Consider the following 25,818-nt stretch of genomic DNA (forward strand, 5'->3'; position numbering starts at 1 on the left):
CGCCCTTCCGCAGTTGCGCTTCACTTCGCTCGCCATGACCAGCTTACGGTGGGACTTCCACCCACAAGAATGCGCCCATGCTGGGCGCACAACAGGAAAAGCGCGGTGATCGCTCACCGCGCTTTTTTTTGTCGTTGTCTTCGCGCGAATCAGGCGGCGAGCTTGGCCGCCAGTTTTGCGACATGCGCGCCCTGATACTTGGCGCCTTCGAGTTCGATTGCCGACGGCTGGCGGGAGCCGTCGCCATCGGTGATGGTGCTCGCACCATAAGGCGAGCCGCCCTTGATCTCATCGACACCCATCTGTCCGGCAAATGCATAGGGCAGGCCTGCCACGGCCATGCCGTGGTGAAGCAGCGTCGGGATGAAGCCGAGGATGGTCGATTCCTGTCCACCGTGCTGGGTTGCGGAGGACGTGAAGACGGAGCCGAGCTTGCCGACAAGCTTGCCCTGTGCCCACAGACCGCCGGTCTGGTCCCAGAAATTGCGCATCTGCGACGTGACGGTCCCGAAACGGGTGCCGGAACCGACGATGATCGCGTCGTAATTTGCAAGTTCGTCGACAGTTGCGATCGGCGCTTCCTGGTCCATTTTGTAATAGGACGCCTTGGCGACATCTTCCGGCACGAGTTCGGGCACGCGCTTCACTGTCACCTCCGCGCCTGCGGACCTGGCACCCTCCGCAACGGCATAAGCCATCTTCTCGATATGGCCATATGCGGAATAGTAGAGGACGAGAACCTTCGGCATGATCTTCTCCAATTGCGTTATCTTCTGAACGGGGCCGGATCCGGCCGGAAACCAAGCCGACATGTAGCGGCTCCGGAAACCGGATGCCAACCCCCGTCGAGGCAACGCACTGTTCAGTATTCGGAGACGCTTTTTCCCTTGCGGGTCATAAATTCGTGACGGTCGGCATTTCTTTGTCGATCCCCCAACAATTTGCTTCTGCCTCGAAGATTTTGGGCTTAGGAGTTTTCGCACCTGCAGAGGAATGCCATGCCTGAAATTTCGTCCTCGATCGTTACCGCCGCCATGCTCGCCATCGGCGACGAACTGCTGTCCGGCCGCACCAAGGACAAGAATATCGGTCATCTTGCCGATCTGCTGACGCTCTCCGGCATCGACCTGAAGGAGGTACGAATCGTCGCCGATGAAGAGGGCGCGATTGTCGAAGCGCTGGATGCGCTGCGCAGCCGGTACGATTACGTCTTCACCTCGGGCGGCATCGGGCCGACCCATGACGACATCACCGCGGATGCGGTCTCGGCCGCGTTCGGCGTCCCCTGCATCCATGATCCCGCTGCGATGAAGCTGCTTGCCGAGATGTACGAACGGCGCGGAATGGAATTCACCGAGGCCCGCCAGCGCATGGCGCGCATGCCGCAGGGAGCAACGCACATTCCCAATCCGGTCTCCACAGCACCCGGCTTCGTCATCGGCAACGTCTATGTCATGGCCGGCGTGCCGCAGGTCTTCCAGGCCATGGTCGACAACGTATTGCCGATGTTGCGCACCGGCGCGAAAATGTTGTCCCGGGCCATTCCCTGCCCCTATGGCGAAGGCGATATCGGAACGCCTCTCGCCGCCGTGCAAAAGGCGCATCCGGAGACAAGCATCGGCTCCTACCCGAAATATGACGGGCAGCGCTTTTCGACAGAGATCGTCGTGCGCGCGCGTGAGCCGCAGGCCCTCGATGCCGCCTCTGAGGCCGTCTCGGCAATGATTGCCGCAATCCGGAAGGCGAAAATCCCGACCAACCCGACGGCGGACGCCTGATCCGATTTCTCTTCATCTTGCAGATGCTTGACCAAGGTCAATGAGGACACCACCTTATCAATAGAGACTGGTTCCAACGCACGGACACCAGCCGATGAGGAGGTAACCGCCATGGCCTACAAGACCATTCTCGCCGTTCTCGACACTCCGCAGAATGCTCCTCAGATAACGGGTTTTGCGATGGCTCTCGCCGAGCAGTTCTCGGCTCACATCATCGGCGTGCATGCCGAAACGCTCGCCGCGGTTCCCCTCATTGCTCCGATGGAAATTCCCGATCCCGCCGCCGTGCAGGTGTTGCAGGAAGTGGCGCAGAAGGAAACCGCCGAAGTTGAACGGATCTTCAAGGAGCGGACGGCGCGCGAGGGTCTGTCGACCGAATGCCGCAGTTTCATCTCGACCGCCGGCTACAGCTCCACCTCGGTTCTTGAAACGGCGCGCGCCGTCGATCTGATCGTCGCGAGCCAGAGCGATCCCGCTCATGCCGATCATCGCGCCGATCTGGAGACCTTCCTTTTCGAGAGCGGCCGGCCGATGCTGTTCGTACCCTATACGATAAACGAACCCCCACCGATCCGTCGCGTGCTGGTCGCCTGGAACGGCTCACGCGAGGCTGCGCGAGCGACCTTCGATTCGCTTCCTTTCCTGAAAGCGGCGGAGAGCGTCGAAATTCTGGTGATCGATCCGCCTGACCGCGGCCATCATACGCACGAACTCGCCGGAAGCCAGATCGCGGCCACGCTCGCCCGCCACGGGATCAACGTGACGCTGACGCAGGAAACCGGCGGCGGAACGCCCACGGCAGCCGCAATCGAAAATCGCCTGGCCGATAACAGCATCGACCTCCTCGTCATGGGCGGCTACGGGCATGCCCGCTGGTGGGAATTCCTGTTCGGCGGCGTCACGCGCAGTATGCTCGACTCGATGACGGCCCTGACGCTGCTGTCGCGCTGACAATCTTGCCTTCCGGGGTGGAATACCGCTATTAGCGAGAGCCAACGCAGCTCTCGCTAACGGCAGAAAACATGTCCCTTCCCGAAAAAGCATTCCCCGTCTCCTGGGATCAGTTCCACCGCGACGCCCGTGCGCTTGCCTGGCGGCTCGCCGGCCTCAACGAGGATTTCCGCGCCATCGTCTGCATCACGCGTGGCGGCCTGGTCCCCGCGGCGATCATTTCGCGCGAGCTCAATATCCGGCTCATCGAGACGGTCTGCATTGCCTCCTACCACGACTACGTCAACCAGGGGGAAATGAACCTTCTCAAGGGTATTACTCCCGAGCTCGCCACCGACGGCGGATCGGGCGTGCTGGTGGTCGACGACCTGACCGACACCGGCAAGACGGCGTCGGAAGTGCGCGTCATGTTGCCCAAGGCCCATTTCGCCTGCGTATACGCCAAACCCAAGGGCGTTCCGACCGTGGATACTTTCGTCACGGAAGTCAGCCAGGACACCTGGATCTATTTTCCCTGGGACATGGGCTTCACCTATCAGGAGCCGATCGCCAAGGGATCGCGCGCTTAGCTGTCGATACGGCTCCCGCAAGGCACTCTCTTGTCTTCGCCAGCAGGTCGTCCCGGACAAACTGCACCCCCTATTTTTACTAGGGGGCGCTTACTTTATTATTTCTTCACATAATGAAGGAACACTGTCCCGCGTATGCTTGGCTTTGCAACGGCCACGCGGGTATGACGCCTGCCCACCAACACTCCGCATACGATGCCCAGTGATGTCAGCGGGCCGGACTCGTCCGGCAGCTCCTGATTGCGTCGAGGCCGGGAATGCGTAACTTTTTGAAGAAGATGCCGCTGACTGCGAAGCTCGCGGCGCTGATCGTTGCCGTCAACATCTGTGGCATCTCCGTGTTGGCGACCTACACCTGGATATCCGGAACGCGTCTTTTGACCAAAACGGCCACGACCCAGTGGCTGAACGACACCGAACAGCTCGCCTCATTGGTCTCGGGCGGGGTGAAATGGGGTAAGACCGCGGCGGTTCGAGAGGCCTATGCCCTGCAGCGCGAGAAGCCTGAACTGGGACTTGTTCAGTTCGCGGCCTTCAACGCCGAGCTTGCGGCCGTCGATACCTGGACACAAGACGGTCTTACCGTCGCTCTCGCCCCTGCGGAGATCGCCCAGATCATCGGCCAGAAAGCGCAGAGCGCGATTGCCGATGCGACCCGATCGTCGGATGGCTTGATCACCATTGTCGCCCCCCTCCCGCCGGATAAATCCGGCAAGATCGGCGGCTATCTATTCACGGCATGGTCGATCGCCGACATTACAGCCGACGCGCAGAACGAAGTTCTGAAATCATTGCTGATCCAGCTGCTCGTCATCACCGTAGCGGTTCTCGCTTTTCTTTTTGCGATGCGACGCCTGGTCGGCCGCCCTATCCGAACCTTGAGCGCGCGCATCAGCGATCTGCAGGCAGGAGATCTCGATTCTCCGGTCGATCATCAGCACAATGGCGACGAGATCGGCGTCCTCGCACGCGCCTTGGAAGTTTTCCGGAACGAAGCGATTACCAAGGTGGAGAAAGATCGCCTCGCTTCGGAACAGCGCCAGTCGCTTGACGAGGAGCGCGCCCGCAACGCCCGGATGGCCGAAGAGACCAGCGGTGTGCAGCGAACCGTGATGGCTCAACTCGGCCAGGCGCTCGAAAAACTCGCAGGCGGCGATTTCTCGTGCAAACTCAACGGCCTCGGGCCGGATTTTGAAAAGCTGCAACGAGACTTCAACAATATGGTCGAGGCGGTTGCTGCCGCGCTCACCGAGATCAAGTTAGCATCGCACGCCGTGGAGGATCGCTCCAGCGAACTTGCCAACGCCGCCGATCAGTTGGCGAAACGCACCGAGCAACAGGCTGCCTCGCTGGAACAGACCGCCGCAGCCCTTGACGAAGTGACAACAACAGTCAGGGCCTCCTCGCAGAAAGCCGAGACTGCTGGACAACTGGTCGAGGAAGCCCAGAAAGGCGCCCATTCTTCCGCAACGGTCGTCCGCAACGCGATCGGCGCCATGGATCGGATCCAGACGTCATCCAGCCAGATCGGCCACATCATCGGCGTCATCGACGAAATCGCCTTCCAGACCAATCTCCTGGCGCTCAACGCCGGCGTCGAGGCGGCGCGTGCCGGCGAGGCCGGCAAGGGTTTTGCCGTTGTCGCGCAGGAAGTGCGGGAACTCGCGCAAAGGTCGGCTCAGGCGGCCAAGGAAATCAAGGGGCTGGTCAATGCCTCCAATCAGGAGGTTGCCGCTGGCGTCGGGCTCGTGAACGACACCGGGGATGCGCTTTTGAAGATCGGCGACCAGATCAACCGCATCAGCGACAGCATCGTCTCGATCGTCCACTCCTCCCGCGAACAGGCCACCGGTCTGCAGGAGATCAACGGCGCGATCAACCAGATGGATCAGACCACGCAGCAGAACGCGGCGATGGTGGAAGAAACCAATGCCGCCTGCCAGGAGCTGCTCTCTCAAGGCCGCCTCCTGTTGAATTCGGCGAGCAGGTTCACAGTCGCGGAACCGGCCGCAAGCGATTTCCGGTCCTTCGCGGGTGGAAATACCGGCGCTGCCGGCCAAACCAGACGAGCGTCGTGAAAGGCGCCGCGTCCGCAGCATCCCCAACAACCGTCAACAATCCACGGAAGGGAATACTCATGCAGAAGATCATCATCGCGCTTCTCCTCGGCAGCACGATTGCGGCCATGCCCGGGTTAAGCGCCCAGGCAGAGGAAGCCCATGTCGCGCCGATTACGGACTACGTCACCGGCAAGGTAAAACCCTGGCTCAGCGACCCGGTCGTCATTTCCGCCATCAAGGCTCAGAATGCCGCCAATGCGAAGCTCGGCGAAGCCGATATCCTGGCGCTCGACAAGAAATGGCGGGCGGAGGTGGACGGCTCCGATCATTCCACGATCGATGGCGTGCTCAACAACGCACTGTCTAAATTCCTGCTGGAAAAGAAGGAAAAGTCGGACGGCACGATCACGGAAATCTTCGTGATGGATGCCAACGGCCTCAATGTCGGCCAGAGCGACGTGACCTCCGACTACTGGCAGGGTGACGAAGCCAAGTTCAAGAAATCCTTCGGCGCCGGCAAGGAAGCCCTGTTCGTCGATGAGGTGGAAAAGGACGAATCATCCCAGACGCTTCAGTCTCAGGCGAGCCTGACAATCTCGGACGAAAGCGGAACGCCGATCGGCGCCGTCACGATCGGGATCAACATCGATTCACTTTAATTCACCTCGACACCCCTCCCCGCTGCGGCTTCTACGACACAGCGGGGAGAGCCGGAGGTTCCGCCGGTCGCCTTCATATCGGGGGCTTTCGCTCCACGTCAGCCGAGAGATGTCGGCCCTTACCGGCGTCCTTGCTTCCCGCTAAAACTGCGACCCGGTGCTCCGGACGATCTGCTGCCGGCAGAGAATCAGTTGCCAGTCACGCTTGCCGACGTTTCGCAACGGGCAGCAGCTATATTTTGCCAAACTTCCTGAAATTGGCTCCCCGTTGATGGATTTCGTCGGCCGCTCCTGCCGCGGCGCCAACGCCTCTTCCGCCAAGACACTGAATTTGCGGGCTTATCCATCTTTCCCCATTTTCCACAGCCGGCATACACAAGATGTTGTGGTTAAAAATCTGTCAAAAACCACCCCTTGACGGAATCGCTCAATTCAAACTTAATAGGCTCGATGTTGCGGCGGCGACTGGACCGGACATAACGAGGCCGGCTCCTCACGAAAATCGACTGTAGAATCAGGGTTCTGCGCCTCATGATGAGGCTCTGCCCCGAGGGCTGGTTGTGCGATTTTTCCCTCCAAAAAAGCGACATCCGGGGCTGGCTATAATAAGCTGTTAATACTATATTTAGTGTTTGCAGCCACGATCGCCACAAGATACAGGAAATAACATCTCCGGATGACACTCCTGTCACAATGGGACGAACGGACTGGCTGCGCGAACACCCGCGCCGTCGGATGAGAACTTTTGCGCCTCGTGCACGAGGCCGGGCGCATCAAAAATGAGGTAAGGGACCATGCGCATCGAACGCCGTTTCACCAAGCCCGCCACGGGCGCCTATGGAGAGATCGAATTCCGCAAGGCGGTCAGCGAGATCCGCAATCCCGACGGTTCCGTCGTCTTCCGGCTTGCCGACATTGACGTGCCGGCGCAGTTCTCCCAGGTCGCGACCGACGTTCTCGCGCAGAAATATTTTCGCAAAGCCGGCGTTCCGAAGGTCCTGAAAAAGGTCGAGGAAAACGACGTCCCCTCCTTCCTGTGGCGCTCGGTCGCCGACACAGAAGCGATGAAGGCGCTGCCTAAGGAAGAGCAGTACGGTTCCGAAACCGATGCGCGCCAGGTCTTTTCCCGCCTTGCCGGCACCTGGACCTATTGGGGCTGGAAGGGCGGCTACTTCACCTCGGAAGAAGACGCGGCAGCCTTCATGGACGAGCTTGCCTATATGCTCGCCACCCAGCGCGTCGCACCGAATAGCCCACAGTGGTTCAACACCGGCCTGCATTGGGCCTATGGCATCGACGGCCCCGGCCAGGGCCATTTCTACATGGACCCGTTCACCGGCAAGCTGACCAAGTCCAAGTCTGCCTATGAGCATCCGCAGCCGCATGCCTGCTTCATTCAGTCGGTCGAGGACGACCTCGTCAACGAGGGCGGCATCATGGACCTCTGGGTTCGCGAAGCGCGCCTGTTCAAATACGGTTCCGGCACCGGTTCCAACTTCTCCATGCTGCGCGGAGAAGGCGAAAAACTTTCCGGCGGCGGCAAGTCCTCCGGCCTCATGAGCTTCCTGAAGATCGGCGACCGGGCAGCGGGCGCGATCAAGTCGGGCGGCACGACGCGCCGCGCCGCCAAGATGGTCGTCGTCGACATCGACCATCCGGATATTGAGGAATACATCAACTGGAAGGTCAAGGAAGAGCAGAAGGTGGCAGCCCTCGTCACCGGCTCCAAGATCGTCAATCGTCACCTGAAGGCAATCATGAAGGCCTGCGTCAACTGCGACGGCGGCAGTGGCGACGATTGCTTCGACCCCAACAAGAATCCGGCGCTGAAGCGCGAGATCAAGGCCGCCAAGAAGGACCAGGTTCCGGAAAACTACGTCGGCCGCGTCATCCAGTTTGCCCGCCAGGGCTACAAGGACCTCGAGTTCAAGACCTACGACACCGACTGGGATTCGGAAGCCTATCTCACCGTGTCGGGCCAGAACTCCAACAACTCCGTCTCGCTAAAGGACGACTTCCTGCGGGCGGTCGAGAACGACGGCGACTGGAATCTGACCGCCCGCAAGGACGGCCGGGTCATGAAGACGCTGAAGGCCCGCGACCTCTGGGAGCAGATCTCCTACGCCGCCTGGGCGTCGGCCGATCCCGGCATCCACTTCAACACGACGATGAACGACTGGCACACTTCGCCAGCCGGCGGCCCGATCCGCGGCTCGAACCCGTGCTCGGAATACATGTTCCTCGACGACACGGCCTGCAACCTTGCCTCGCTCAACCTCCTGCAGTTCAAGGACAAGGCGACGAAGAACATCAACATCGCCGACTACGAACATGCCGTCCGCCTGTGGACCGTCGTGCTCGAAGTCTCGGTCATGATGGCACAGTTCCCGTCGAAGCGGATCGCCGAACTCTCCTACGAATACCGCACGCTCGGCCTCGGCTACGCCAATATCGGCGGCCTCCTGATGTCGTCAGGCATCCCCTACGATTCGCCGGAAGGCCGTGCGATCGCCGGCTCGCTGACCGCGATCATGACCGGTATCGCCTATGCGACGTCAGCCGAAATGGCCTCCGAGCTCGGCCCCTTCCCGAACTTTGAGCCGAACCGCGAGAGCATGCTGCGCGTCATGCGCAACCATCGCCGCGCCGCTTACGGCGAAGCCACCGGCTACGAGGCGCTGGCCGTCAACCCGGTTCCGCTCATCCATTCGGAAAATCCGGACCAGGATCTTAGCCGCCATGCCAAGGCTGCTTGGGACAAGGCGCTCGAGCTCGGCGAAAAGCACGGCTACCGCAACGCCCAGACGACCGTGATCGCGCCGACCGGCACGATCGGCCTCGTGATGGATTGCGACACGACCGGCATCGAACCCGATTTCGCACTCGTCAAGTTCAAGAAGCTCGCCGGCGGCGGTTACTTCAAGATCATCAACCGCGCCGTTCCGGACGCGCTGCGCACCCTCGGTTATTCGGAAAGCCAGATCGCCGAGATCGAGGCCTATGCGGTTGGTCACGGCAACCTCAACCAGGCGCCCGGCATCAACCCCGGCTCGCTGCGCGCCAAGGGCTTCACTGACGAGAAGATCGAAGCCGTCAACGGCGCGCTGAAGGCTGCCTTCGACATCAAGTTCGTCTTCAACCAATGGACGCTCGGCGCCGACTTCCTGAAGAACACGCTGAAGGTCACTGACGAACAGCTCGCCGACATGAGCTTCAACCTCTTGGAGCATATCGGCTTTTCGAAAAGGGATATCGAAGCCGCCAATATCCATGTCTGCGGTGCGATGACGCTGGAAGGTGCGCCCTTCCTGAAGGCCGAACATCTGGCCGTCTTCGATTGCGCCAATCCCTGCGGCAAGATCGGCAAGCGTTATCTCTCGGTGGAAAGCCACATCCGCATGATGGCGGCCGCCCAGCCGTTCATCTCGGGTGCGATCTCCAAGACGATCAACATGCCGAACGACGCGACCGTGGAAGATTGCGGTTCCGCCTACATGCTCTCCTGGAAGCTCGGCCTCAAGGCAAACGCGCTTTACCGCGACGGTTCCAAGCTGTCCCAGCCGCTCAACGCCTCGCTGATCGACGAGGACGATGCCGATGACGCGCTCGAAGAACTGATGCAGAGCCCGGTTGCGGCACAGGCCGTGACGATCACCGAAAAGATCGTCGAGCGGGTCATCGAACGCGTCACCCGCGAGCGGGAAAAACTGCCGAACCGTCGCCAGGGTTATACCCAGAAGGCCAATGTCGGCGGCCACAAGGTCTATCTGCGCACCGGCGAATTCGGTGACGGGCGTCTCGGCGAAATCTTCATCGACATGCACAAGGAAGGGGCTGCCTTCCGCGCAATGATGAACAATTTTGCCATCGCCATCTCGCTCGGCCTGCAATACGGCGTGCCGCTGGAAGAATATGTGGAGGCCTTCACCTTCACCAAGTTCGAGCCGGCCGGCATCGTCACCGGAAACGACGCGATCAAGAACGCGACCTCGATCCTCGACTACGTGTTCCGCGAACTCGCCGTCTCCTATCTCGGCCGTCACGATCTCGCTCATGTCGATACGTCGGACTTTTCCAATACCGCGCTCGGCAAGGGCATTCAGGAAGGCAAGACCAACCTGATCTCGACCGGCTGGACCCGCGGCTACAAGCCGACGCTGGTGGCAAACACCGGTTCCGACCGGGCCGCAGGCGAACCCAAGGGAGCTGCGACCGCCGCCCCTGCCCGGGCATCGGCCACCGTCACCTCCTTTGCGGGCTCCGCCGCCCGCAAGCTGGAGCCGACGACGGCGATCTCCACCTCCGAAATCGTCGCCTTCAAGCGCGACTACGAGGAGCGCGCCAAGGAACTGGCCGAAGAGATTGCCGAGGAAGTGCTGGAAGAGGTTGTCAGCGAAAGCCAGCAGGTCGCCACCGCCCTCTTCTCCGACAAGGCCGAAGCCGACGCCGCCGCCGCCAAGACGGAAGCCAAGAAGGTCGAAAACGAACGCCGCATGCGCTCGATCGCCCAGGGCTACACCGGCAACATGTGCTCCGAGTGCCAGAACTTCACGATGGTGAGGAACGGCACCTGCGAGAAGTGCGACACGTGCGGCGCGACGAGCGGGTGCAGCTGAGCAGGATAGAACCTCGTTGCATATCTACTACTCCGCTTTTTTTAGCAGCTAGTTGAGACTGCCGCCGCCGCGAATAACTCGTGGCGGCTCTTTTAACGTGAGATGCAGGTGACCACAGAACAAAAGCAACAACACTATATTCCCTGTTGCTACTCAAAGTTTTTCTGCAACTCAGAAGGTTATCTCTACCTAAAAGATACTTGGGATGGCCGAGTTTTCCCTGGAAAGCCGCAGAATGTTTTAAAGCAAAGCTACCTCTATCGTCAGCCCGTACATGCGGAAAAGCGATTCGACAACGCGATTGAGAACTTCTTTTCCCGGCATTTAGAGTCGAGATGGCCGGATTTAATTAAAAAGATCTCCGCTCGCGAAGATCTGACCAGAGAGGAATGGAGCAGTGTTATCGAGTTCTACCTCTCAATGAGAGTTAGAGTTCCAAACACTATTAAGTCTGTGATATTTCTACTAAGGGAGTCTGTGATTAAGGCATCAAACGCGGTTGATCAGCCTGTTCCCGATGTCTTTAGAGATGTTTTCCTAAAAAAGAGGCCAGGATTTTCCTCAAAAATTAGGTTTGGTGACCTTGTGAGGGCTGGAATAATCGATGTTCAAATTGACCCTCACACCGCCATTCTATCTTTTGAAAAATTAATACGAACGAACGACGGAGTTCATGGAATAAATTCCGGCCCTCAATTCTTGCACAATGAAACCGGAGTCAGCTTTATAAGTTCCGACAATCCCTCAATATCTCATATATTTTCAAACAATATCGACGAGATCCGACCGTATTCGTTTTCTTCACACCAAAATGTCGAGTTCATACTCCCCTTAACGTCCCGAATTGCTCTTTTGTTACACAGCAAGGGCACATCCGAAACCCAACATCGACGTATTTTCAGCGAAAAAACAATTAAAAAGATTAATTCCAAGATATACGCTTATTCGGATCGCTATATATTTTCCGACAATCCAGCCACACTGTATCCCGACATCCCACCCAAAACGCTATTTCCTGTTCCTGATCCTCCACATCATGGGTAGCAGATGGCGTGGTAAACAAAATATACTACAAATTCGGCCCGCCATTAATTGTAAGGAACAAATGGCGCTATGAATTTGAAACCTCCTTAAATGATCCGGAATAAGCCGAGGCTCGTTGTGAGTCACATATGGCGCTTCAGCTCTCTGGGTAATGGGAGCAGGCGTTGAGAGTAATACGCAGAACTTCATCATGCCGGGCAATCGGCTTCAACGCTCCACAGCCACACGCGACCGTAAGAGACGGCACTACTCCAGGATGTACAAGGTTCGTGGAAGAAGCCGGCGAATCTTCCTAGCTTGGTCCGGTCGAACCAACGGAGGACGGAGATGGCGTATCGAAAACGTAACGGCAAGGACACTTGGCATTGGTGCCGCAATTGCGGCAACTGGCCGACGTCGGACTATGAGGAGAAACCCTCGAAACCCGCGCAGGGTGAGTTGTGCAACGAGTGTCTGTCCAAGGACAAAGCTGGTACCTGCACGAAATAAACCTTGATCCCCTCACTTGCGATTTCTCGCTTAAGTCTTGAGCGAGATGTCGAAATTGCCTTCTCCCGCAGGGAAGAGAAGCCGGTGCGGACTCTTGGCGCCGTCCTCTCCCTCACGGGAGAGGACGCAAAATCACGATCCTGGTATCGGTAACTCGTGTAAGAGACCGCGACGGCCACCCCGGCCCCGCCTCACTGCGGCGGCAGGATCACGTTGCTGTCCGTCCTGCTCTTGACCGGCTTCTGTCCCGGCACATGCGACATGGTCCGCGTCGTGCTTTCCAGTTCGCCATCCCTCACGCGCGTCTTGGTCTGCGATTTGCTGAATGTGCCCTGGTCCATGGCCTGCGCCTTGGACTGTGCCTTGAGCTGGTTGTCGTTCTCGTTGATCTTTGTGCGGCTCTGGGCCTTGCCATCGGCGGTGGCAGCACTGCCGCCCGAACCGATGGACGAGGTCGTGCCGTCGTCGGTTGCGCAGGTGCCGGCCGTTCCGAGCGTGCTCGCCGAAGTGCCGCCGGCAGATGCGCTGCCTGCCGAACCGACCGTCCCGGCCGCCTTGCAGTCCTGCGCAAGCGATTGTGTGCCGGCCATCGCCGTGGCGATTGCAAGGGCCGCTGCCAAGGAAACCAGTTTCGTCATGGTCTTGCTCCTCATTTGTTCGGTTTGGTGATGTCGCAGGTGCCGTCGGACCGGCGCGTTACCACCGAACCGTCGGGACGGGTGACGCTTGCGGTCGAAAATGCTTGGGCGCCTGCCGTGCCCGAGACGGACGATCCGGCGCTCGACGAAGCCGAGCCGCCGCCCGAATGCATCGTGGTCGTCTTGCCGTCGACCGTCGTCGATGAGGTCACGCTGCCGCCGCCGGCCGTCACCGAGGAGGAGGTTCCGCCTCCAGCCGAACTGGTGCTTTCGATCACGGTGCAGGTGGTGCCGTCCTCAAGCTTGATCGTCTCCGCCGACAAGGCCTCGCATGCGATGCAGAGAGCCATGATCAGCGGCAGAGCGAACGCGCTTTTGGTAATCAAAGATGCCGAGGTCATATCCTGTCCTCCTGAAGGAAGGCCGGCCGCCTGTCGGCAACCGGCCCATGTGTCTGCCTTAGCACTTGCCGTCGCTCTTCTTGGTCTGGCCCGGAGGGCATTCCTTGTTGCTGACGTCGTCCTGTGCCGCGCCTGCTGCACTGTTGGCCGTGCCGACCGAGCTGCCGGACGTGCCGCCGCCTGCGGCGCTGCCGCCGGTGCCGACCGAGCTGCTGGAGGTGCCGCCACCTGCCGAGGAGCCACCGGTGCCAAGCGTCGAGGCAGATCCCGATCCGCTACCGGAACCGGCTGCCGATCCACCCGTGCCGACCGAGCTGCTGGAGGTGCCGCCGCCTGCCGAGGAACCACCGGTCCCAAGCGTCGAGGCCGAGCCGCCGTCGCAGTTGGTGGTGCCCGGAGTACAGTTGGTGCCGGCCGACGAGCCGCCGGTTCCGACGGTGCTGCTGGAAGTGCCGCCTCCGGCACTCGTTCCACCGGTTCCGACAGTGCTGCTGGACTGCGCATAGGCAGTCAGCGTAGTGCCGGCAAGAAGGGCCGCTGCAAGGGCCGCACGTTTGACGATCTTCATCTCTATCTCCTTGATTTTCCTCTATGCTTCTGACCCGTTGCGATTGTCGAAGCTGAAGATTGAACAGGTGAGCGGTCACGATGTTCCGCCCCAGAGACTTCAGTCGGATGCGGCATCCGACTTTGGATCCAGCCGATATCGGCCAGAGGTCCCGAACCGCGGGTATTTGGTCCGACAGCGGGAACTATCGCGGATTTTCAAACCCTCAATCTCACCGCCCGGCCTCGCGGGAATATCGGGGTTTGGCCGCAATTTCATAAAAGCTACATGGAATCGACATCGGGCCTTCATGCGCCGCCGCTAATGAGGCCCCCATAAAACAGGGGGCTTGGCATGCGTCTGGAAAAGCTGACGAAGACTTTCGGCAATCGCGCCGCCGTGGACTCGATAAGCCTGGAGATTCCGCAGGGGCAGATGGTCGGCGTCATCGGGCGGTCGGGCGCGGGCAAATCGACGCTTCTTCGAATGATCAACCGGCTGACGACACCGTCCTCGGGCGCCATTCATTTTGGCGATCTGGAAGTTTCGGCTCTGCGGGGCGCGGCGCTGCGCCGATGGCAGCGCGACTGCGCCATGATCTTTCAGCAGTTCAATCTCGTGCCGCGCCTCGACGTACTCACCAACGTCCTGCTTGGACGGCTCAATCACCGCTCGACGGCGATGAGCCTGCTCAACGTCTTCACCCGCGAGGAGCGGATCGCCGCGATTGCAGCTCTTGAGCGGCTCGGCATCGAGCAGACGGCGCTGCAGAGGGCTGGCACACTGTCCGGCGGCCAGCAGCAGCGCGTGGCGATCGCCCGCGCGCTCATGCAGCAGCCAAGGATCGTGCTCGCCGACGAGCCCATTGCCTCGCTCGATCCCCTCAATGCCAAGATCGTCATGGATGCGCTCCGCGACATCAACGAGCGCGACGGCATCACCGTCGTCACCAACCTGCACACGCTTGATACCGCCCGCTCCTATTGCGAGCGCATCGTCGGCATGGCGGGCGGGCGCGTGGTTTTCGACGGACCTCCTTCGGAACTGACGGCGACGGCCGTCCGGGAAATCTACGGGTCCGACAAGGAAGGCGCAGGCATCGACGAATCCCTGACATCCACCAGCATCAACGTCCGCAGCCCGGACCTGGAGCACGAATCCTCCCGGTCTGCGCCTTCCAGGGTTCTCACACCCGCAACGGCGTGAGCCGGACCAAGATCGTATGTACGCCCGCGTAAAGGGCCAGCCTCAACACATGTTCCGAATCCGGACAGACAGGAGATGATCTCATGTTGAAGAAAGCTTTGCTTGCTGCCGTCGCATTTGCGGCACTTGCCACCTCGGCGGCTGCGGAAGACCTGAAGGTATTCCGCATCGGCATCCTGGGCGGGGAAAACGAGGCCGACCGCCTGCGCAACTACCAGTGCATGACCGAGAAGCTTCCCGCCGTACTCGGCGTCGAAAAGGTGTCGCTCTTCCCGGCCTCCGACTATGACGGCGTCATCCAGGGTCTGCTCGGCGGCACGCTCGACTACGCCGAACTCGGCGCATCGGGTTATGCGAAGGTCTACCTGGCAAAATCCGACGCTGTCGAACCGATCCTCACGACGGTCCAGACCGACGGCTCGATGGGCTATCATTCGATCATGGTCGCCCGCAAGGATAGCGGCATCACGAAGATCTCCGACCTGAAGGGCAAGAAGCTCGGCTTTGCCGATCCGGATTCGACCTCCGGCTACCTGGTGCCGCTCGTCACGCTTCCGGAAGCGATCGGCGGCCCGGTCAAGGGTTATTTCGGCTCCACCGGCTTTGGCGGCGGTCACGAAAACCTTGTGCTCGAAGTGCTGAAGGGCAATTTCGATGCCGGCACCACCTTCGGTTCGGGCGTTGGCAATTTCAAGGACGGCTACACCTCCGGCAACCTGCGCAAGATGGTCGACAAGGGCATCCTCAACATGGATGACCTGGTCGAGCTGTGGAAGTCGCCGCTCATCCCGAATGGCCCAGTCGTCGTCCGCACGTCGATGAACGCGGACATGAAGACGAAGTTCAAGCAGTTCATGCTGGACCTGCCGAAGACCGACGCGGCCTGCTTCTCCGCCATCCAGGGCGGCGACTTCAAGGGCTTCGCCGAGGTCAATGTCGATTTCTACAAGCCGATCATCGACGCCCGCAAGGCAACCATCGGCGGCTGATCGCAGCCTCGAACAGGACGGCCGCCTGGAGACGTCTCCGGCGGCCTTTTTCTCGACCGTCGCAACCGGGGGCAAGCGATGTCCATTTCCAACGCCAGGCCAATCCTCGGCGAGAGCGGCCGGATGATAGAGCTCCACTCGCGGCAGCTGGCCGCCCAGCGGGGGTTCTACACGCTTTTGGGCGTCATCCTGCTGCTGTGCGTGGTGTCCGGATCGCTCTGGTTCGCCAACGAGACGAATTCCGGCAAGTTCTTCGAGCGGCTTCCCCATCTCTTCGACTTCGTCGAGGATCTCGTTCCGCGGGACGGGATGGAGATCTGGCGAGCGCTGTTCGACCTCCCGTCCCCCTATAACGACGGCAGCTTCAAGTACAACTATCCAGAAGGGCGGGCCTATCTCGGCGAGACCTTCTATATCCCCGAATACTTCCACAAGATGGTCGAGACGCTGAATATCGCGCTCGTCTCCACCGGCATCGGCCTGCTGTTCGGCTTCGTGCTGGCATTCCTCGCGGCGCGGAACACCATGCCCAATTCCTGGGTGCGGGGGCCGGTGCGCCGCGTCATGGAGATCCTGCGCGCCTTTCCGGAAGTGGTGATTGCCGGCTTCTTCCTGGCGATCCTTTCGCTCGGCCCGATCCCGGCCGTCATCGCCGTATCGATCCATACCGTCGGCGCGCTCGGCAAGATGTTCTACGAGGTCATCGAAAATGCCGACATGAAGGCTGAGGAAGGGTTGCGTGCGGTCGGCGCCACCTGGCTCGAACGGATCTGGTTCGGTATCGTTCCGCAGGTCATGCCGAACTTCATGAGCTATTTCCTGCTGCGTCTCGAAATCAACGTGCGCGCCTCGACGATTATCGGCGCCGTCGGCGGCGGCGGCATAGGCGAACTCCTGCGCCTGTCGATCGGCCAGGGTCACGAAGCCAAGACGCTCGCCATCGTCCTCCTTCTGCTGCTGACCATCGTGGCCGTCGACCAGTTTTCCGCATGGCTTCGCCAGAAGCTTTCGGGCGACCAGGCATTCAACGCGATCTGACCGGAGGCACCATGACGATCCTCAACACCTCCGAAATGGAAGCCATCGCGGCGCGCCATCCTGATCTCCTGAGGCCAGGCTTCTGGCAGCGCTTCAGGGTGCCGGCCATCGCCCTCGCGTGCACCCTCTATCTCCTCTTTGCCTGGTGGTATTTCGCCGTCGGCAAGGTTTTGGGCGAAGCGAACTGGAGCATCGCCGGAAACTACCTCGCAGACTGGGTCTCCTACGAAATCCGGCCGCAGATCGAGATCGACGCCGACGGCGCAATGAGGATCGAATATCCGCGTTTCGACCCGATCGGCCCGAACCCCAACCCGGACTGGCTTCAAACGCGGCGCGAGACGGTGACGAGGACGATCGAAATCCCCGCGCCCAACTCAGCGAACGGAGCGGCCGCCAAGCCCTCGTCCAGCTTCATGGCGCCTGCGCCCCAGGCCGAGCAGCAGGCCGCCCAGGCAAGTCCTATCCGGGAAACCCGCACCGAGGAGATCCTCACCGAGGCGGTCGTAGAGATCGGCAGCGCTAGAACGATCGAGGTTCATCCCGACCGGGTGGTGCTTACCCGAGGCTCGGAGAGCGTCGCCCTCCGCCTCGACAGGAGATCCGGCGAGGTCCGGGCGGATGGAGCACTACCCTCGTGGATCGAACAAAGACTGCCGGGCGGCCGCGCCCTCGCCTATTTCGGCGTGTCCGGCTGGGCGGAAATCAGTGCGGAGCGGGTTCGCATCCGCAAGCGCTTCCTCGGCTGGGCGAACTTCCTCTTCGATACGAATTCTCCGTTCTTCGGCAAACCGGCTGGCGAGGTCGCAACGCTGATTGTCTCGGGCGAGCGTATCCAGCCCGACAGGTCGAACCTCTCGCTCGCCTGGAACAACATCCTCTACAATTCCGAATGGCAGCATCTCGACGTGTGGGAAAAACTCCTGCAGACCATCGTGATGGCGTTCATCGGAACCCTGTTCGCGATGCTGGTCGCCTTCCCGCTGTCGTTCATCGCAGCGCGCAACATCTTCCGAAACCGTCCCGCAAACCAGATCGCCAAGCGGCTCTTCGACTTTCTCCGCTCCGTCGATATGCTGATCTGGGCGCTCTTTTTTACCCGTGCCTTCGGCCCCGGTCCGCTGGCGGGGATTTCCGCGATCTTCCTCACGGACACCGGCACGCTCGGCAAGCTCTATTCGGAAGCGCTGGAAAATATCGACGAGAAGCAGCGCGAGGGAGTGCGCTCCGTCGGTGCCTCACCGGTAGCGGTGCAGCGCTATGGCACGGTGCCGCAGGTTATGCCGGTGTTCCTGTCGCAGGCACTCTACTTCTGGGAATCGAATACCCGTTCGGCCACGATCATCGGCGCCGTCGGCGCGGGCGGCATCGGGCTTAAACTCTGGGAGGCCATGCGCACCAATTCCGACTGGGAGAACGTCGCCTATATGGTGCTGCTGATCCTTCTGGTGGTGTTCATTTTCGACGGGATTTCGAACGCGCTGCGCTCGCGGCTGATCGGCAAGGAACGCGGCTGATACATCCCCTGAACCTCGATCACTCGGCCGGCGCGCGCTCCCTCTCGGCGCCGTAGTAGCGGCGTCCCATCCAGAGCGCGAACTGCACCAGGATGATCAGCACGGGCACCTCGACAAGCGGACCGATGACGGCGGCGAAGGCAACAGGCGAAGCAAGACCAAAGGCGGCGATCGCCACCGCGATGGCGAGCTCGAAATTGTTTCCCGCTGCCGTGAATGCCACCGCCGTCGTGCGCGGATAGTCGGTGTCGATCATCTTCGCCATCACGAAACTCATGGTGAACATGACGAGGAAGTAGATGGTGAGCGGGATCGCGATCAGCACCACGTCGAACGGCAGCCTGACGACATCGCCACCCTTCAGGCTGAACATTGCGACGATGGTAAAAAGCAGCGCGGCCAGCGTGATCGGGCTGATCTTCGGCAGGAATGTCTTCTCGTACCAGTCCCTGCCCCTGGTTCTTGTCAGGATCGTTCGCGACAGATAGCCGGCGAGGAACGGGATGCCGAGGTAGATGAAAACCGCTTCTGCAATCGTCCAGAAGGACACGTCGACGACGCTGCCTTCGAGGCCGAACAGCGGCGGCAGAAACGTCAGGAAGATCCAGGCATAGACGCTGAAGAAGAGGATCTGGAAGATCGAATTGAACGCCACCAGCCCGGCCACGTACTGGTTGTCGCCGCGTGCGAGCTGATTCCATACGAGGACCATCGCGATACAGCGCGCAAGACCGATCAGGATCAGGCCCGTCATATATTCCGGATAGCCGCGGAGGAAGATCACGGCGAGCGCAAACATCAGCGTCGGGCCGATGATCCAGTTCTGGACGAGCGAAAGCAGCAGCACTCGCTTGTCGGCAAAGACCTGATGCAGTTCCTCGTAACGGACCTTCGCAAGCGGCGGATACATCATCAGGATGAGGCCGATCGCGATCGGGATGTTGGTGGTGCCGATCGACATGCTGTTGAGCAACTCCGGCAAGCCGCCAAAGACCGTGCCGAGGATGAGGCCCAGCGCCATGGCAGCGAAGATCCATACCGTCAGGTAGCGATCCAGAAATGACAAACGGACTGCAGGTTTGGCAGGCTGCATTGAAGTGTTCCTTTAACGAAGATATGCCGGAGGGGCAGCGTGGCGGATCGGCAGCGGTCTCAGGCGATCCGCCGGCCGTCGGCATCGACGACGATCTCGCCGTCCTCCTTTGCGAAGGCACCCCTTTGGGGCACGGGAAGAATGTCGAGAACGGCTTCGGAAGGACGACAAAGCTTGACGCCCATCGGAGATACGACGATCGGTCGGTTGATCAGGATCGGATGCTCCATCATCGCATCCAGGAGCTGATCATCGGTCAGGCTCTCGTCCTGAAGACCAAGTTCGGCGTAAGGGGTGCCCTTCTCGCGGAGCAGTTCCCGCAGGCTGACACCCATGCGGTCCACCAACTGCACGAGCAATTCCCTCGACGGCGGGGTCTTCAGGTATTCGACGACATGCGGCTCAATGCCGGCGTTGCGGATCATCGCAAGAGTGTTCCGCGACGTGCCGCAGTCGGGATTGTGATAGATGACGATATCGATCGGCTCGCTCATGCGACATCTTCCCTCTTTACGGAGGAACCTTCCATTTGCCCGATCTCGCGAAGTTTCGCGGTGAGGCTCAAACGCTCGAGGCTTTCCACCGGAAGCGCTGCAAACGCTGCGATCCGAAGCTTCATGTAACGCAGCGCCTGGCCGAAGGCGACGCGCTTTTCCGCATCCGTACCTTCCACGGCGGCCGGATCCTCCAGGCCCCAATGGGCCGTCATCGGCTGCCCCGGCCAAACCGGGCAGGCCTCCCCGGCGGCGTTGTCGCAGACGGTAAATACGAAGTCGAGTTCGGGTGCACCCTCCGTGGCGAACTCCTCCCAGCTCTTTGACCGGAGGCCGTCCACAGGGTAGCCATGGCCCCGCAGCGCCTCGACGGCCAGCGGATGGACTTCGCCCTTCGGATGGCTCCCGGCGGAATAGGCGTTGAACTTGCCGGCGCCGTCCTTTCTGAGAACGCTTTCGGCTATGATCGAGCGGGCGGAATTTCCCGTGCAGAGGAACAGCACGTTGAAGGTCGTCTTTGTCATTGCGACACCTTTTGCGGGGAACAACAGGGTGAGAGTTCGGCAATCAGCGGCTCGCAGAGCTCCGCCCTTCCCCCGCAACAGTCCTTGACGAGATAGAGTGTGAGTTCGCGGAGCGCGGCGATTTCGGCACGGTAGACCATCAGGCGGCTCCTGCGCTCAGCCTGGATGAGGCCAGCGCGGGCGAGAACCGCCAGATGCGAGGACATGGTGTTTTGCGGCACCGCCAGCATCCTTGCGACGTCGCCGGCAGGCAGACCATCCGGTTCATGCCGCACGAGCAGATTGAAGGCCTGCAGCCTGGTGGGCTGGGCCAATGCGGCCAGAGCGAGAATTACTTTTTCCTGATCCATATATCGAGATTACTCGATATATGGATATTGTCAACAGATCCGGATAAGGAAGAACCTGTTTCCCTTCACTGAAGATGGCGGCGTCCTGCCTTGACGGGCCCGAACCGAGGACATCCCGTCGCCATGAACAGCAACAGCCCCGTATGCTTCAGAGCATACGGGGCTGTCGATTGGTGGTCCAAAAAACGTCGCCTCTTCAGATCCGGCGGATCCAGGGGCCGTTTATCAGAAGCGGTAGTTCACGCCGGCCTTGAGCACCTGGTCGCGCACATCTGTGCGCGAGGTGACGCCGGCGGTGGTGCTGCGCACATCGTTGGTCATGGTGTAGTTGTATTCGACGCGAGCCGAAAGATTGTCGGAGAGCTTCTGCTCGACGCCCGCGCCCACGACCCAACCGGGTTTCCAGCCATCCGGACCGGAGGTGCCGCCATTGTCCTTGAAGCTGGTGAGGGCAACCCCTGCGGTGCCATAGACGAGCGTATCGTTGAAACCGACACCGGCCTTCGCCTTGGCGGCCACGCGACCCTGTTCCTTGATATTGCCGCCGGGAACGCGGCTCTTCACGTTGCCGAGATGCGAAGCTTCGATTTCCGCACCGACGACGCCGGAATCCAAGTCCATGTTGTAGCCCGCGTGAGCGCCGACGACGAGGCCCTTGTCGCCGTCGAAGGGGTTCAGCTTGCGGGATGCCATGCCGAGATCGGCGCCGACATAGGCGCCGCCCCAGCCGGCCTTCGGGCCGGCGGCCGGCTCATTGTAGGTCGGCGGCTCGGAATAGCTGGTCAGGTCGGCGGCGAGGACAGCCGTTGAAGAGACAGAGGTGGTGGAAACTGCGGCGACGATCGCCAGGGCGAAAGGCTTTGCTTTCATGGTCATGTTACTCCGTACAGCACCTGCATCGGGAGATAGGCAGGCAATTACTCAGGTTACAACTGCACGGCGGTCCGAGCCATCCCACCAGGCCCTCGTGGCCGCACCACCGGCAAGTTTCCATTAACTTTCACGAATTTATAAACACTCCCTTAACCGCGAGACTCCAGGGACGCGGATTGCGAAAAACAAACGGAATCGTGAAGTGGATGCCATCCGCCGATATTGATGCGGCACGGGCAGGTTTGGGCCGCAGGAGACTCGGCCGCTTCGCGCCAGAAGCGGTCATGCAAACGTCATAGACTCATCTTATGATTGTATCTAGTATCGCTACCGCGCGACCTGATTGATATCATTTTCAGATGACCACATTTTCTCGCACCGCTTCAGTAGTTGCTATCCTTTCGCTTACTCAACTTTTAGGATGGGGTGCGACTTTCTGGATGATCGCCGTGACCGGTCCTTCAACGGCCGACGATCTCCAGCTTCCGCTGTCCATCGTTATGAGTGGACCTACAGCTATGCTCATGGTGATGGCTATCGTCTCATGGCCGCTCGGCACTGCATTCGAGCGCTTCGGAGCGCGCCCGATCATGACGATTGGAGCGCCTCTGGCGTCGGTCGGCTTAATCATTATGGGCATGGCAGGCGGCCCTATAGCCTACTTCCTGTCCTGGACCATGCTCGGCGTCGCTGGTTCTTGCATGCTGTCCACACCCGCACAGATCGCCGTTACCGAGATCGCGGGCGAAAAATCACGAAATGCTCTCAGCGTTCTCATTCTTGTAGGCGGACTCACTTCAACGATCATGTGGCCCGTGACCGATATCCTGCAGGCGCACTGGGGTTGGCGGACAACGACGCTCATCTACGCTGCTCTGCTACTCCTCGTCTGCATGCCCCTTCATTGGTACGGATTGGCCAGAAATGTGGGCAACAAGACTAAGGGAGGGAAGTCAGTCGGCTCCACATCCGCAGACCTCAGAAGATTCATCCTTCTCGCGGCCAGCTTCGCCGCCAACGGTTTTTTCACATGGGGTTTTGCCCTCACCATCATCATCTTGTTCGAAGCCAAGGGCCTGGACCACACGTCAGCGCTTGCGGCTGCGGCATTCATCGGCATCGCGCAATGGGCTGGCCGCATGACTGACCTAGCTGGCGGACACCGCTGGTCGGGACTAGCCATGGGTCTTGCGGGCGCGGCTCTTTTTCCGGCAAGCTTTATCGTCTTGCTTGTCACCAACAGCTTTGGCGGCGCAGTTGTGTTTGCTATCCTATATGGGATCGCAAGCGGCATTACCGCAGTCGCCCGCGCCACCCTTCCGCTAGAACTCTTTCCTCCCGGTGCCTATGCGCGGTCTTCCGCCAGGATGTCAGTGCCGCTGAATTTCGCGTTTGCGACCGCGCCACCTGCATTCACGGCGATCATGACCTTAACCAGTCCGCAAGGAACCCTCTGGTTGGCCCTGATCGTATCAATCTTTGCCTTTGCCACCCTGGTATATCTTGCGGTGGTTCATAGAAGGGTGACGAGCGCAATTGCTGCTTAGGGCCGGAAGCGGACATGGGTGGCATTTGCTATATTGTCCGATAGTAAAGCGGTGACATTCGTCGCCACGTGTTTCCCGCACAGCGAAAAAATCGAGAGGCGACGAAAGGTCCGCCTCGTTCGGGGATAACCAGCGCCATACGAGATCGAACGCCGCCCCTTTCGCAGGAGACGGCGTTCGACCTCGGTCCAACATTTCATCAAAAACAGCGGAGCTCGTTACGCAACACTGCGCGAGGGTTCCATGTCGTGAATTGCTTTGCGGATTTCCGTGCGGAATTCCGGCGTGTCAGTGTGACCATGGACGGCAACCGCGTGCTGGACGGCGGCATTGACGAGTTCGTCCGTATTGTCTGCCGATATGGCTACGGTGCATTTCATCTCGCTCGGAAACTCCCGGCAGTCGATAAATTTGCGTCCCATTTTCGCCTCCTCAGAAAACCCTCCGGCGGAGCCGAAGGATCGGAAATTCTACTCCCATCCCAGCCGGGCAACAAACGGAAGGCGACGGGATCGGAACGCCAAAGGCTCATCAATTCGGGGTAGCCGCGACGATCTAGACACGGTCGCAAACGGGCCGGTCAGCGCCGATCTCCGGTCGGCCGCGCCCGCTCATCGGCACTCCACGCCTTGACCGCGACGGGGACGCGCCAACTTACCAGATCTTCAAAAATCAATCGGTTACAAAAAACTTCGCCCCCCTTCATCCCCGCCCCTCGCCCCATGCCTACAATTTCCCGGTCCTGCATCGGATACACCAGGAGGCGTTCTGGCGAGGCGGGGCCGGCGCCGGGTACAAGGAAACGACGTAAGTCCTTGTATCTGGGGTTCGCGGAAAATGGTCTCCCTCCGGCGACACGGGGAGAGATGAAGGGTTACGGACCGGCCCTCGTCTCTTGATGCCCGAAACAGCGCGCCGGGCGTGCCTGTGCGGCACACATGGTGGTCCGAAGGATGGTTTCGCCGGACTATTTGAAGTCCGTCCGCTTCCTCGGATTTAATCCGAGGATCCGGAAGTCCGGCGGCGGTTCCTGGTTGCCCTTGCCGGTAAGTTGGTCCGGACGAGCGCCAGAGGTCAGACGAACACCATCCGGAAAGGCCACGGCAGAGAGATCGAAGTCGCGGATAAAAACCGCTGAACGGGGCGCTGAGAGGTGTCACCTATAAACTAACTTACGAGGCAGCTCCCAGCGCCCCGTCCGACCACCCTTCGTCCCCGGGATGGCTAAGCCAGGTCCGGTCCGTCGGCATGGCGAAAATTGGTGCACAGACTGGCCGGGGAAGAAACGGGCGCGGCAGGCGCGGGAAAAACCCCGACCCCAGGAACCAAAAGGAGCACCGGCGTGTTGAAAGGGCACTTCGATAGACAAACCATGATATTACAGGAGATTCACCATGGGACGCGGTATTCTGCTCTGGCTCCTCGGCATTCCGCTGCCGATCGTCATCCTTCTCGTCCTCTTCATGCGCTGAGGAGACGGAAATGCCAATTTCATCGACAGGCTCCACGGCGCTAACTCCGGTCGAGTCGTCAAAATCCGCAATTGCCTGGGGTCCGATCATCGGCGGTGCGGTTGCGGCAACCGGCATCAGCCTCATCCTCATCCTTTTCGGCTCCGGCCTTGGCCTGACCATGGTCTCGCCCTGGTCGGGGGAAAGCAGTTCGGCTGCAACGGTCGGCGTCACCGCCGCAATTTGGCTAGTGGTCGTACAATGGCTGTCGGCCGCGCTCGGCGGCTATCTGACCGGGAGGCTCAGGACCAAATGGGCGGCGGTCCATACGGATGAAGTCTTCTTCCGGGATACCGCGCATGGCTTCGTTTCCTGGGCATTGGCGACGATCTTCGTAGCCGGCTTCCTCGCCTCGTCGGTGACCTCGCTGGCGGGCGCCGGGGCTCAGGCCGTCGGAACTGCGGCAGCGACCGCCGGTGTTGCCGGTTCCGCAGCGGCGGCATCGTCTGCGGATGACGCGGATACCAATGCCGCGACCTCCTATTTCACCGATGCGTTGCTGCGTCCGCAGCAGGCGCAGCAGCGTGCGGAAACCGATAATACGGCAGCAACTGCCGAGGTCTCGCGCATTCTCGTGAATGGAGCCGTTCAAGGCGGCGTTCCGGAAGATGACAAGGCTTATCTTGCCACCATCGTCTCCGCCCGCACCGGCCTCTCGCCGGAGGAAGCCCGTGCCCGTGTCGATTCCGTCCTGAAAAGGATCGAAGATGCCAAGGTGGCCGCCCAGCAGGCAACCGACGAAGCCCGCAAGGCGGCAGCAACGACGGCCCTTGTCGGATCTCTTTCATTGCTCGTCGGCGCGTTTATCTCCTCTGCAGCCGCGGCACTCGGCGGCCGGCAACGCGATGAGGAGGAAGACCTGCTGGTCGCCTCCCGCTTCTGAGCGCTCAAGATCAAAGACGACAACGCCCTCCGAAAGGTTCC

The 25,818-nt window shown here is 60.3% G+C and carries 23 protein-coding genes; 13 read left to right on the plus strand and 10 right to left on the minus strand.

What is annotated here, in order from left to right; translation table 11 throughout:
* Window positions 1–149: 149 nt before the first annotated feature.
* Complete coding sequence (gene wrbA / locus EDE09_RS23180) at window positions 150–749, minus strand: NAD(P)H:quinone oxidoreductase type IV (RefSeq protein ID WP_105374595.1); 600 nt, start codon at window positions 747–749, stop codon at window positions 150–152.
* Window positions 750–998: 249 nt separating this feature from the next.
* Here wrbA and EDE09_RS23185 point away from each other — a divergent pair, with 249 nt between their 5' ends.
* The 7 genes from EDE09_RS23185 (at window position 999) to EDE09_RS23215 (ending at window position 11,677) form a co-directional block, all read left to right on the plus strand.
* The gene (locus EDE09_RS23185) at window positions 999–1,778 is read left to right on the plus strand and encodes a competence/damage-inducible protein A (RefSeq protein WP_105374567.1); all 780 of its coding nucleotides are present in this window, start codon (window positions 999–1,001) and stop codon (window positions 1,776–1,778) included.
* Window positions 1,779–1,889: 111 nt separating this feature from the next.
* Window positions 1,890–2,729 carry a universal stress protein gene (locus EDE09_RS23190; protein ID WP_105374566.1) on the plus strand — a complete coding sequence of 280 codons (840 nt, stop codon included), beginning with the start codon at window positions 1,890–1,892 and terminating at the stop codon, window positions 2,727–2,729.
* 71 nt (window positions 2,730–2,800) lie between these two features.
* Window positions 2,801–3,298, plus strand: coding sequence for a xanthine phosphoribosyltransferase (gene gpt / locus EDE09_RS23195; RefSeq protein ID WP_105374565.1), 498 nt, complete (start codon window positions 2,801–2,803; stop codon window positions 3,296–3,298).
* 257 nt (window positions 3,299–3,555) lie between these two features.
* Window positions 3,556–5,376: a HAMP domain-containing methyl-accepting chemotaxis protein gene (locus EDE09_RS23200; RefSeq protein ID WP_112796743.1), complete on the plus strand. Its 1,821-nt coding sequence runs from the start codon at window positions 3,556–3,558 to the stop codon at window positions 5,374–5,376.
* Between the two features lie 59 nt (window positions 5,377–5,435).
* The gene (locus EDE09_RS23205) at window positions 5,436–6,017 is read left to right on the plus strand and encodes a hypothetical protein (protein WP_112796741.1); all 582 of its coding nucleotides are present in this window, start codon (window positions 5,436–5,438) and stop codon (window positions 6,015–6,017) included.
* 794 nt (window positions 6,018–6,811) lie between these two features.
* Window positions 6,812–10,633 carry a vitamin B12-dependent ribonucleotide reductase gene (locus tag EDE09_RS23210; protein ID WP_112796739.1) on the plus strand — a complete coding sequence of 1,274 codons (3,822 nt, stop codon included), beginning with the start codon at window positions 6,812–6,814 and terminating at the stop codon, window positions 10,631–10,633.
* Between the two features lie 108 nt (window positions 10,634–10,741).
* Window positions 10,742–11,677 carry a DUF4238 domain-containing protein gene (locus EDE09_RS23215; RefSeq protein WP_162712218.1) on the plus strand — a complete coding sequence of 312 codons (936 nt, stop codon included), beginning with the start codon at window positions 10,742–10,744 and terminating at the stop codon, window positions 11,675–11,677.
* Between the two features lie 680 nt (window positions 11,678–12,357).
* Here the strand turns inward: EDE09_RS23215 and EDE09_RS23220 are convergent.
* The 3 genes from EDE09_RS23220 to EDE09_RS23230 all read right to left on the minus strand — a co-directional run bounded on the left by EDE09_RS23220 (window position 12,358) and on the right by EDE09_RS23230 (window position 13,773).
* Complete coding sequence (locus EDE09_RS23220) at window positions 12,358–12,756, minus strand: hypothetical protein (protein WP_245423012.1); 399 nt, start codon at window positions 12,754–12,756, stop codon at window positions 12,358–12,360.
* Window positions 12,757–12,815: 59 nt separating this feature from the next.
* Window positions 12,816–13,187, minus strand: a complete 372-nt coding sequence (locus EDE09_RS23225; RefSeq protein WP_112796794.1) for a hypothetical protein — start codon at window positions 13,185–13,187, stop codon at window positions 12,816–12,818.
* A 76-nt stretch (window positions 13,188–13,263) separates the two neighbouring features.
* On the minus strand, window positions 13,264–13,773 hold the full coding sequence (locus EDE09_RS23230) for a hypothetical protein (protein ID WP_105374558.1): 510 nt from the start codon (window positions 13,771–13,773) through the stop codon (window positions 13,264–13,266).
* 333 nt (window positions 13,774–14,106) lie between these two features.
* Here EDE09_RS23230 and phnC point away from each other — a divergent pair, with 333 nt between their 5' ends.
* The 4 genes from phnC (at window position 14,107) to phnE (EDE09_RS23250) (ending at window position 18,502) form a co-directional block, all read left to right on the plus strand.
* The gene (gene phnC / locus EDE09_RS23235) at window positions 14,107–14,958 is read left to right on the plus strand and encodes a phosphonate ABC transporter ATP-binding protein (RefSeq protein WP_112796735.1); all 852 of its coding nucleotides are present in this window, start codon (window positions 14,107–14,109) and stop codon (window positions 14,956–14,958) included.
* A gap of 83 nt (window positions 14,959–15,041) precedes the next feature.
* A complete protein-coding gene (phnD, locus tag EDE09_RS23240) occupies window positions 15,042–15,947 on the plus strand; it encodes a phosphonate ABC transporter substrate-binding protein (RefSeq protein ID WP_112796732.1) in 906 nt (301 codons plus the stop codon).
* Window positions 15,948–16,025: 78 nt separating this feature from the next.
* Window positions 16,026–16,985, plus strand: coding sequence for a phosphonate ABC transporter, permease protein PhnE (phnE, locus tag EDE09_RS23245; protein WP_112796730.1), 960 nt, complete (start codon window positions 16,026–16,028; stop codon window positions 16,983–16,985).
* 11 nt (window positions 16,986–16,996) lie between these two features.
* Complete coding sequence (phnE, locus tag EDE09_RS23250) at window positions 16,997–18,502, plus strand: phosphonate ABC transporter, permease protein PhnE (RefSeq protein WP_112796728.1); 1,506 nt, start codon at window positions 16,997–16,999, stop codon at window positions 18,500–18,502.
* Between the two features lie 19 nt (window positions 18,503–18,521).
* On the opposite strand, the gene arsB is transcribed toward phnE (EDE09_RS23250), so the two are convergent.
* The 5 genes from arsB to EDE09_RS23275 form a co-directional block, all read right to left on the minus strand.
* Window positions 18,522–19,595: an ACR3 family arsenite efflux transporter gene (arsB, locus tag EDE09_RS23255; protein WP_112796726.1), complete on the minus strand. Its 1,074-nt coding sequence runs from the start codon at window positions 19,593–19,595 to the stop codon at window positions 18,522–18,524.
* 59 nt (window positions 19,596–19,654) lie between these two features.
* Complete coding sequence (arsC, locus tag EDE09_RS23260; protein WP_132413033.1) at window positions 19,655–20,089, minus strand: arsenate reductase (glutaredoxin); 435 nt, start codon at window positions 20,087–20,089, stop codon at window positions 19,655–19,657.
* Window positions 20,086–20,613, minus strand: coding sequence for an arsenate reductase ArsC (locus EDE09_RS23265; RefSeq protein WP_112796722.1), 528 nt, complete (start codon window positions 20,611–20,613; stop codon window positions 20,086–20,088). The genes arsC and EDE09_RS23265 overlap by 4 nt, the downstream gene beginning before the upstream one ends.
* On the minus strand, window positions 20,610–20,963 hold the full coding sequence (locus EDE09_RS23270; RefSeq protein WP_112796720.1) for a metalloregulator ArsR/SmtB family transcription factor: 354 nt from the start codon (window positions 20,961–20,963) through the stop codon (window positions 20,610–20,612). Before EDE09_RS23270 ends, EDE09_RS23265 begins: the two co-directional genes overlap by 4 nt.
* A gap of 225 nt (window positions 20,964–21,188) precedes the next feature.
* Window positions 21,189–21,839: an outer membrane protein gene (locus tag EDE09_RS23275; protein WP_112796718.1), complete on the minus strand. Its 651-nt coding sequence runs from the start codon at window positions 21,837–21,839 to the stop codon at window positions 21,189–21,191.
* A gap of 356 nt (window positions 21,840–22,195) precedes the next feature.
* Here EDE09_RS23275 and EDE09_RS23280 point away from each other — a divergent pair, with 356 nt between their 5' ends.
* A complete protein-coding gene (locus tag EDE09_RS23280; RefSeq protein ID WP_132413035.1) occupies window positions 22,196–23,383 on the plus strand; it encodes an MFS transporter in 1,188 nt (395 codons plus the stop codon).
* 218 nt (window positions 23,384–23,601) lie between these two features.
* Here the strand turns inward: EDE09_RS23280 and EDE09_RS23285 are convergent, their stop codons facing one another.
* A complete protein-coding gene (locus tag EDE09_RS23285) occupies window positions 23,602–23,805 on the minus strand; it encodes a DUF1059 domain-containing protein (protein ID WP_112796716.1) in 204 nt (67 codons plus the stop codon).
* A gap of 1,060 nt (window positions 23,806–24,865) precedes the next feature.
* Here EDE09_RS23285 and EDE09_RS23290 point away from each other — a divergent pair.
* Window positions 24,866–25,777 carry a hypothetical protein gene (locus EDE09_RS23290; RefSeq protein WP_132413037.1) on the plus strand — a complete coding sequence of 304 codons (912 nt, stop codon included), beginning with the start codon at window positions 24,866–24,868 and terminating at the stop codon, window positions 25,775–25,777.
* The last annotated feature ends 41 nt before the right edge of the window (window positions 25,778–25,818 follow it).

Source organism: Neorhizobium sp. S3-V5DH (assembly GCF_004343065.1).
Classification (GTDB): domain Bacteria; phylum Pseudomonadota; class Alphaproteobacteria; order Rhizobiales; family Rhizobiaceae; genus Neorhizobium; species Neorhizobium huautlense.